General features: G+C 27.9%; 2 protein-coding genes. Both read left to right on the forward strand.

Annotation, left to right across the window (positions count from 1 at the left end):
• The coding region (locus B0E43_RS22870; RefSeq protein ID WP_168171864.1) for a hypothetical protein at nt 1-434 on the forward strand (434 nt) is incomplete at its 5' end.
• The coding region (locus B0E43_RS31355; RefSeq protein ID WP_168171865.1) for an oligosaccharide flippase family protein at nt 427-841 on the forward strand (415 nt) is incomplete at its 3' end. The genes B0E43_RS22870 and B0E43_RS31355, both read left to right, overlap by 8 nt.

Genomic DNA, 841 nt, shown 5'->3' on the forward strand with positions numbered 1-841 from the left:
ACACTGAATTTGATAATAATGAAGTAATATTTTTTATTGGATCAAATCTAATTAATGCAGGTGTGATTTCCTCCGTGTCTGTTTATTTAACTATGCTCAGAAAAACATTTGCTAATTTTCGCGATTTTAAAATTGTATATTTACTTCATCGTCATGAAAATCCTGAAATACTTAAAATTTTGAAGGTTGATTTTGATATTGAAATTGTGTCTTTTGTCGAGCCGATCGAAATTGTTTTTTCTTCTTTAAGGTTAACTAATAAAAAATTAGTATCTTTTTATTCTACTGCTTTATTTACTTTAAATAAACTTGTTGACTGTGATGTTTTGATGATTAAGATTCCGGAAAAATATTTAGTTGACAAATATCTCGATACTACGTTGAGAGTACAAGATTATTATTCAGTTTTTTTTAAGTCTCTTGCTATTGAATAGGGTACAGTCCTACTTTAAAAGGGGATTTTCCTCTTCATTACTCAAATCTTCGGGTATTTATACAATCATAGGTTTTGTAAATAAAAGTTTTCCATTTATTTTGTTGCCAATTTTGTCTCGAGAGCTTAGTTTGAATGACTTTGGACAATATTCTATGTATAGGACCACTTTAAGTTTTTTGACACCACTTGTGGGCCTTTCACTTTCTGAGTTTGTTATTCGAAAATTTTTTGAAAACCTGAATGCGAATTACATTTTTACAATTATAAATCAGGTTATTTTGAATTCGATTTTTGTTTTTTTGGTTGGCTGGTACTTTTCATCCTTATTATTTTCAATTTTAGGTTTAAATGAAATTCTTTTTTACGCTGCCATTTTCGTCTCTTTATCCAGTATTATTAATAATA

The sequence above is a fragment of the Algoriphagus sp. A40 genome, from assembly GCF_002002735.1.
Lineage (GTDB): Bacteria > Bacteroidota > Bacteroidia > Cytophagales > Cyclobacteriaceae > Algoriphagus.